Annotated in this window: 6 protein-coding genes; 3 read left to right on the forward strand and 3 right to left on the reverse strand. The window is 75.2% G+C overall.

Features of this window, described 5'->3' with window-relative positions:
• On the reverse strand, positions 1 to 618 hold a 618-nt coding region (locus ACFU6K_RS24995; RefSeq protein ID WP_380666539.1), incomplete at its 3' end, for a hypothetical protein.
• An 879-nt stretch (positions 619 to 1,497) separates the two neighbouring features.
• Between ACFU6K_RS24995 and ACFU6K_RS25000 the strand changes: the two genes are divergently transcribed.
• Together ACFU6K_RS25000 and ACFU6K_RS25005 are read left to right on the forward strand one after the other, a co-directional pair.
• A complete protein-coding gene (locus ACFU6K_RS25000) occupies positions 1,498 to 2,763 on the forward strand; it encodes an MFS transporter (RefSeq protein ID WP_380666541.1) in 1,266 nt (421 codons plus the stop codon).
• Positions 2,764 to 3,067: 304 nt separating this feature from the next.
• Positions 3,068 to 3,778, forward strand: coding sequence for a hypothetical protein (locus ACFU6K_RS25005; protein ID WP_380666543.1), 711 nt, complete (start codon positions 3,068 to 3,070; stop codon positions 3,776 to 3,778).
• A gap of 119 nt (positions 3,779 to 3,897) precedes the next feature.
• Here the strand turns inward: ACFU6K_RS25005 and ACFU6K_RS25010 are convergent, their stop codons facing one another.
• Together ACFU6K_RS25010 and ACFU6K_RS25015 are read right to left on the reverse strand one after the other, a co-directional pair.
• A complete protein-coding gene (locus ACFU6K_RS25010) occupies positions 3,898 to 4,917 on the reverse strand; it encodes a hypothetical protein (RefSeq protein WP_380666545.1) in 1,020 nt (339 codons plus the stop codon).
• The gene (locus tag ACFU6K_RS25015; protein ID WP_053112272.1) at positions 4,907 to 5,428 is read right to left on the reverse strand and encodes a SigE family RNA polymerase sigma factor; all 522 of its coding nucleotides are present in this window, start codon (positions 5,426 to 5,428) and stop codon (positions 4,907 to 4,909) included. Before ACFU6K_RS25015 ends, ACFU6K_RS25010 begins: the two co-directional genes overlap by 11 nt.
• A 351-nt stretch (positions 5,429 to 5,779) precedes the next feature.
• Here ACFU6K_RS25015 and ACFU6K_RS25020 point away from each other — a divergent pair, with 351 nt between their 5' ends.
• A complete protein-coding gene (locus ACFU6K_RS25020; protein WP_380666547.1) occupies positions 5,780 to 7,300 on the forward strand; it encodes a sialidase family protein in 1,521 nt (506 codons plus the stop codon).
• Positions 7,301 to 7,334: the final 34 nt, after the last annotated feature.

Here is a 7,334-nt window from a genome sequence, read left to right on the forward strand (position 1 = left end):
GCCCGGTACCCACAGCGGCACCCGGCCGACGCGCGGCATGGAACGTGCCGCGTCCTGCTCCAGCCGGCAGGCCACCCGCTCCGGATCGCCCTCGCACAGCTCCACCAGCGCGGCCGCGGCGATCCGGGTGCAGCACAGCACCAGCGCCAGGGTGTCCTGGCGGCAGTGCCGCTCCCGCACGTACGCCTCGGCGCGCTCCTCGATCCGGCGGGCGTGATCCGGCCCGTCCTCGGCGGTCAGCGCCTGGACCCCGTGCCACACCAGGGTCAGCGCACAGGGCTCGGCCGGGTGCGAGGCGCCCTCCCGATGCGCCTGCTCCCGGGCCTCCGCCGAGCGCTGCCCGAGCCACTCCAGCGCCGCCGGACCGTCCTCCCCGCAGGAGCGCAGCACCAGCTCCGCGGCCCGGGCGACCACGGCCCCCAGCACCTCCGGCGCGGGCGCCCGCAACCCGGACGCGGGCCCGTCCCCGAACGCCAGCCAGGCATCGGCGAACGAGGCCGCCCGCACCCCGCCCACCCAGGCCGGTGACCCGCCCTCCGTACTCAGCCAGTCCTGCGCCCCCAGCCGCACCAGCCCCACGGCCGCCAGGCGCACCGCGTCCCCGTCCAGCTCCCGCAACCATCCACTCCGCACCAGCACACACCCCCGTCAGCGGTTCATCCCCGTGACGCTCATCCCACCACACCGGGACGGGAACGAACTAGACAGGGGCACGTCACAATCCGGAAGCGGGCCCTCCGGGTGGTCCTCCCGCGGGCGTGGCCGCGCCGCCGGGGCGGGTGGCGGGATCGTCCGGTCGCGCTGCGGTCGGATCGGCGGCGCGGCGGGTGCGGGCGGGGGCGCGGCGGGGTGCGGGCCGGCTGGCCGTGTGGGCCGGTTGTGCGGGGGTGCCGGGCGTCGTCGGCGGGCCGGCCGCGTGAGAGTGCCGCGGCCCCGGGGGCGGCGGGATTCGGCCAGGGTTCGGCCGGGTGCGCGGGCCGCCGCATGGGGTGGCCGGGTCTCCGAGTGACGGCCGTGGCGCGTTTGGTGTTCGGGGTGTGGGCGTCGGGTGAGTTGGGCAGGGACGCGTCAGGACCCGGGCGGCTGTGCGGACGCCCGGTGCGTCAGGGCTGGGCCGGTCACGGCCCGCCGTCAGTGTGCCGTGAGCCCGTCGCCCGGAGCGCGGGCGCCCTCCACCGATCCCGCCGGGTCGATCACCGGCAGCGGACCCCACGGATGGTGCGGGGGCGTCCGGCGTGAGGGTGATCCGTTCGAGCCGGTCGACGCCCGCGGCCCGGAAAGCGGCTGGGTGCGGCGCGGCGTGCTCGGCGAACGCGACCGGCTGGTCCGGGCGTCGGGCGCCGGCGCCGTGGCCCCGGGCACCGCGGGTGGCGCGTGCGGCCGTGCGGTCGCGGTGGCTGCCGGACTCCAGCGCGCGGCCGGGAGCGAGGGCGCCGAGGAAGCGGGAGAGCGACGGGTGGTCCGGTTGTGACAGAAGGGATGGGCCCGAAGGTGGATGTGACGACGCGGACGGCGGTCGCGGCGGACCGCGGAGCGGAGCACGAGGCGCGACGCCGGACCTCGGCGGGGGTGTTCTGGCGCTACTGGACCGGATCGCTGGTCAGCCGGCTCGGGGGCCAGGTGACGGTCGTGGCCCTGCCGCTGATCGCCGTGCTCTCCCTGCACGCGGCGGCCTGGCAGGTCGGCCTGGTCACCGGCGCCGGGTACCTGGCCTGGCTGCTGGTCGGACTGCCGGCCGGTGTCCTGGTCCACCGGCTCCCACTGCGCGGCACCCAGGTGGCGATGGACCTGCTGCGCGGGCTGGCGGTGGCCTCGGTGCCGGTGGCGGCGGCCCTGGGCGTGCTCGGCCTGCCGCAGCTGGTGGTGGTCGCGCTGCTGGTCGGGCTGGCGGGCGTGGTCTTCGACGTCGGCAACTCCACCTTCCTGCCCTCGATCGTCGCCAAGGAGGAGCTGACCGCCCGCAACAGCCTGCTCGCCGGCAGCAGCGCCGCGACCGAGCTGGCCGGCCCCTCGCTCGGCGGGGTGCTGGTCCAACTCGTCGGCGGCGCGGCCGCGATGGTGCTGGACGCGGTCAGCTACCTGGTCTCGGCGGCCCTGCTGCGCAGCCTGCCGCGCGCGGAGCGGCCCGCCGGGCGGCCGGGCGGCGCGGGGATGTGGAAGCAGATCCGCGAGGGCTGGCACTTCGTCACCCGGCACCCGGTGATCGGGCCGTGCGCGGCCTACGCCACCGCGGTCAACTTCGTCTCCGGCGGGCTGATGACGCTCACTCCGGTGTTCCTGGTGGACGCCCTCGACGCCCCGGCCGCCGCCGTCGGAGCGCTGATGGCCACCGGCGGCCTGGGCAGCCTGGTCGGCGCCGCCCTGACGCCCCGGGTGGTCTCCCGGATCGGCAGCGGTGGCGCCCTGCGGTGGGCGGCACTGGTCGCCGCGCTCGTCACCTTCCTGCTCCCGGCGGCCGGTTCCGGGTGGGCGGTGCTGGTCTTCGCCCTCGGCAACGCGGGCTTCGCGGCGGGCGTCGTGGTCACCAGCATCGTCGCCCGCACCCATCGGCAGACCCACACTCCACCGGAGCTGCTCCCCAGGGTGATGGCCACCGTCCGGTTCGTCTCCTGGGGCTCCATCCCGGTCGGCGCGCTCCTGGCCGGTGCCGCCTCCACGGCCTGGGGGCCGCGTACGGCGCTGCTCCTGCTGGCGGTGTGCGGCCTGGCCGGCCCGGTGATCCTGGCGGCCGGCCCGCTCCGGCGTCTGCGCGACCTCGCCTGAAGGCGGCCCTCGGCCGGTCGCCGCGAACCGCCGCCGCCGCAAACTGTATTGACGCAGCATCAGCACTGATGGACCGTCGCACACCGACCCCGACCCGGCGTGGATGCGCGGACTGCCTCCTGGCGCCGCCTCGCGGCGCTGACCAGCCGTCGGCACGGCCGGGGGCGTTGCAGTTCGGTGACACGGAAGGCTCCATTCCGTCGACTGTTCGCACTACCTTCGAACTGCACGCGAACCCGCCCTCCGGTCCCCGCAGGAGAGGGCGCCGCGCGCTCCTCACCCGCACCTCGCTCAGGAGATCCGCATGCCCTTCTCGACGATCCGCCGCGCGACCACTGCCCGTACGCTGGCCGGAACCGTCCTGACCGCGGCCCTGTTGGTACCCGCCGCGACGGCCTGCTCCTCCACGTCGGACGCGGGCACGGCCGCGCCGACCACCGCGGCGGCGGCCGCCACCGCGCCGACCGCCGCGCCCGCCACCGAGCCTCCGGCCACGGCCTCCGCCGCGCCCACTCCGACCGGTACGCGCGGTGCCACCCCTCCGGCCGCTGCGCCCAGCGGGCACGCCGCGACCACGCCGGCCACCCCGCCCAAGGGGGGCCAGGGGGTCCGTACCGAGACCCTGGTGGACGGCAGCAAGGCCGAGATCCACGACCTCGGCAACCAGCACTACACCGCCAAGATCGTCAACGGCGGTCAGGTCCTCGCCACCATGGAGACGAAGGAGCACGACGACGGGCTCGACGCCAACGGGATGTTCGTCATGCTCTCGCTGGACGGCCGGATCCGCTCCTGGATGGGCGGCAGCCACCAGGGGCCGGGCACCTTCAAGCTGGCGGGTGGCTGGACGGCCAAGGTCACGAAGGTCGGCGAACTCCGGTACCGCGCGGAGATCCTGGGCAACGAGAACGCGGTGTACGGCACGCTGGAGGCGAACCAGCACGATGTCGGGGTCGACGCCAACGGCATCTCCATCGTGCTCAGCGCCGGCGGCGAGATCAGCGCCCACGAGTGAGCGCGCCGGAGCCCGGGCAGGCCGGAGGGCGGAGGCACCGGTCCGATCGGTGACACCGCCCTCCGACTCCGTCCCTGACCCAAATCCCTTGGTGGTCAATGGTGTTGAAATCGGGACCGCTAGCGGACCTCGGCCACCAGGGCCCCGTACTTCGCCTTGATGTCCGCCTCGGCGGACTGCCACTGCGGGGTGTCGACCACGACGCCGGTACCGTCGATGGCGAGCGTCAGCCCGTCGATCACCACGCCCCTGACCCGCCACTCCTCGGTGTCCGCGCGGATCCGGTTCAGGACGGTCATGAGCTGCTCGCGGGAGCCCGCGGCGTCGGCGAACCGCACCTTCACCGTGGGCCAGTCGGCCGCCCTCGCGGTCACGGCGGCGTCCAGGCCGCTGCCGGGGACCCGCATCACGTAGAGCGTGCCCGTGTTCCTGTCGCGGCACGTGCCGAAGTAGTGGTCCGGGTAGTCGGTCATCGCCAGCGCCTCGATGGACTCACCCGCCCGGGTCACGCGGGCCTCCGCCGGGTCTTCCGACGACAGCGACGACGGCGAGCCCGAGCCCGAGCCCGAGCCTGAGCCCGAGGCCGTGGGCAGGGATGACGGCGAGCCGGACGACGACGGGAGGCCGGAGAACGGCGCGCCTGTCGACGGGACGTCCGAGGACGAGTGTCCCGGCGGAGGGGTGGCCGGCGACACCAGGCCCAACCAAGGGGCGCCCGGCGGCGGCGTCCACGACGACGAGTAGCCCGACGAAGCGATCGCCGACGGCGTCTCCCAGGGCTGCTGGCCGGAGTGCTGGTGCCAGCCCGGTGTCCGCATCGACGTGGGCCCGTTCGCGCAGTTCAGCATCACGGCCGTGTGCCCCGGCGCCGTCGCCCCCGCCGTCGGACTCGGCACGCTGAGGCCCGTCCCGGCCGCCCCCGTGCGGTCGGTCCCGAGGCCGCCGCCGAGCTGCGTCAGCGCCCCCGCCCCGAGGGCCAGCACCGCGGCCGCCGTCACCCCCCGTACGGCGGCCTGCCGCCGGGCCCGCCGCCGCCCGGCCCGGTGCAGTTCGGCCAGCGGCGGGGTGCCGGCGATCCCTGCCGCGTGTGTTCCGAGCCGGGTGACCAGCTCCTCCTCGAACCTGTCCTCAGCGCTCACGGCCTACCAGCTCCCTCACGTTTTCCATGTCCTGTCGAAGCGCCTTGATCCCGCGCGCCAGGTGCGTCTTCGCCGTGGGCACCGAGCACCCCAGCTCCTCCGCCACCTGGGCGACCGGCAGGTCCAGGTAGTAGCGCAGCACCACGGCGGCCCGCTGCCGCTTGGGCAGTCCGGCCAGCGCCGCCGCCAGCTGGTCGTCCCGCTCGCCCTCCGGGGCCGCCGGTCCGTCCGGCAGCGCGGAGGTGAGCACTTCGCGTCTGGTCCGCCGCCAGCGCGAGACGTGGGTGCGGACCATCGTCCTGCGGACGTACCCCTCGGTCGCGGCCGTGTCCCGGATCGTCGAACGCTTCGGGTACACCTGCGCCAGGGCGTCGTGCAGCAGGTCCCGGGCGTCGTGGACGTCACCCGTGATCAAGTACGCCCCCCGCAGCAGCGCCTGGTACCGCGCTACGACGAACTCGTCGAACGGGTCGGATCCGGAGCCCCCCGGGAGGATCGATTCGCGCTTCATGCCCTCAGGACGCCCCAGCCTCGGAAAACGGATGACAACCGGCCAGTATTCACGTCCGCGGGAACGCCGCCCCGCCGTGGGGGAGGGGCGCCGGACCCGACGGTCCGTGAGGGGCCGTTCCGTTTTGGTCGCACATCTTGTGCGATGTCATGATCCGGCTCACACTTCCGATTTGCGAACACGTGTGCACTTCTGCGCGCGGCACGCGATCGGGCGGCGTCGCCCCCACGAGCCTCGACGGCGTCGAACTCCTCCGATCCGCACGCGCCAACCGGGGCGGGTCGCCGCGCCCTCGGACCCGCGGCCCGCCCCTCGTCGTCCGTACCTTCCCCCCACGCGAAGGAGCTTCGGATGAAGCACCCGCGCACCCCTGCCCGTTGGCGGCGGCCGTTCACCGTCGTCGCCGCGGCCGCCCTCGCCCTGACCGGCGCGGCCTGGACCGCCGCCCCGGCCGCCGGCGCCGCCCCGTACGCCCTGACCGCCGCCGGCGGCGGGCCGCGCCTGCTGCAGGTGAGCACCGACCCGTTCACCGACACCGCAACCGGCAGCCAGCACGCCACCGAGGTGGAGCCCGACACCTTCGCCTACGGCGGCACGATCGTCTCCTCGTCCCAGGTCGGGCGGTTCCCCGCCGGCGGCTCGGCCGCCCTCAGCTGGAACACCTCGCGGGACGGCGGCGCCACCTGGCGGCACGGCATCCTGCCCGGCATCACCACCCACCAGGGCGGCGGCAGCTGGGCCCGGGCCTCCGACCCCTCGATCGCCTACGACGCCAGGCACGGCACCTGGATGATCGCCGGCCTGGTCATCGACGCGGCGATCAACCCCGTCGGGGTGACCGTCAGCCGCTCGGCCGACGGGCTGCGCTGGCAGGACCCGGTGCGGGCGGTCGGCTTCGACGGCCAGGGCTACGACAAGGAGTGGATCGTCTGCGACAACAGTCCGTCCAGCCCGTACTTCGGCACCTGCTACATCGAGGTCGACATCCCCTCCTCCGACAACCTGGTGGTGATGTCCGCCTCCCGGGACGGCGGCGCCACCTGGTCCGCGCCGTCGGGCCCGTCCGGCGTCAACCTGGGCCTCGGCGGCCAACCGCTGGTGCAGCCCGACGGCCGGGTCGTGGTCCCCTTCTCGACCGACACCACCTCGATCCGTTCCTTCGGTTCCACCGACGGGGGCCGGTCCTGGGGCTCCACGGTCCTGGTCGCCGACGTCGTGGCGCACGGCGTCGCGGGCGGCCTGCGCGACGGCGAGGGCCTGCCCTCGGCCGAGATCGACGGCGCCGGCCGGGTCTACGTCGCCTGGCAGGACTGCCGGTTCCGGGCCGGCTGCCCGGCCAACGACATCGTCTACGCGACCTCGACCGACGGGACCACCTGGTCCGCCGTGACCCGGGTGCCGATCGACGCCACCACCAGCGGCGCCGACCACTTCCTGCCCGGCCTCGGCGTCGACCGCGCCACCTCCGGGCGCACCGCCAAGCTCGGGCTGTACTACTACTTCTACCCGAACGCCGACTGCACCGACGCCACCTGCGAGTTGGAGGTCGGCTTCATCTCCTCCGCCAACGGCGGCGCCACCTGGAGCGCGCCGCGGACCGTCGCCGGTCCGATGCCGCTGTCCCGGATCGCCGCCACCGGAGGCGGTGCCATGGTCGGCGACTACCTCTCCACCTCCGTCCTCGACGGCAAGGCGGTGGCGATCTTCGCGGTCGGCAGGGCCCCGGCCGACGGCCAGGCCTTCGACGAGGCGATGTACGCCGTCGAGGGCGGCCTGCCCGTCCGCGGCGGCAGCACCCCCTCCAGTACCGGCCCGGTCGCCTTCACCGCGCCCGTCCGGGAGCGGCAGCTGCCGCCGCCGGTCCGCTACTGACCCACCGCCGACCGGCCACCGACCCGCCCGTGCC

The sequence above is a fragment of the Kitasatospora sp. NPDC057512 genome, from assembly GCF_042802135.1.
In the GTDB taxonomy this organism is placed as follows: domain Bacteria; phylum Actinomycetota; class Actinomycetes; order Streptomycetales; family Streptomycetaceae; genus Kitasatospora.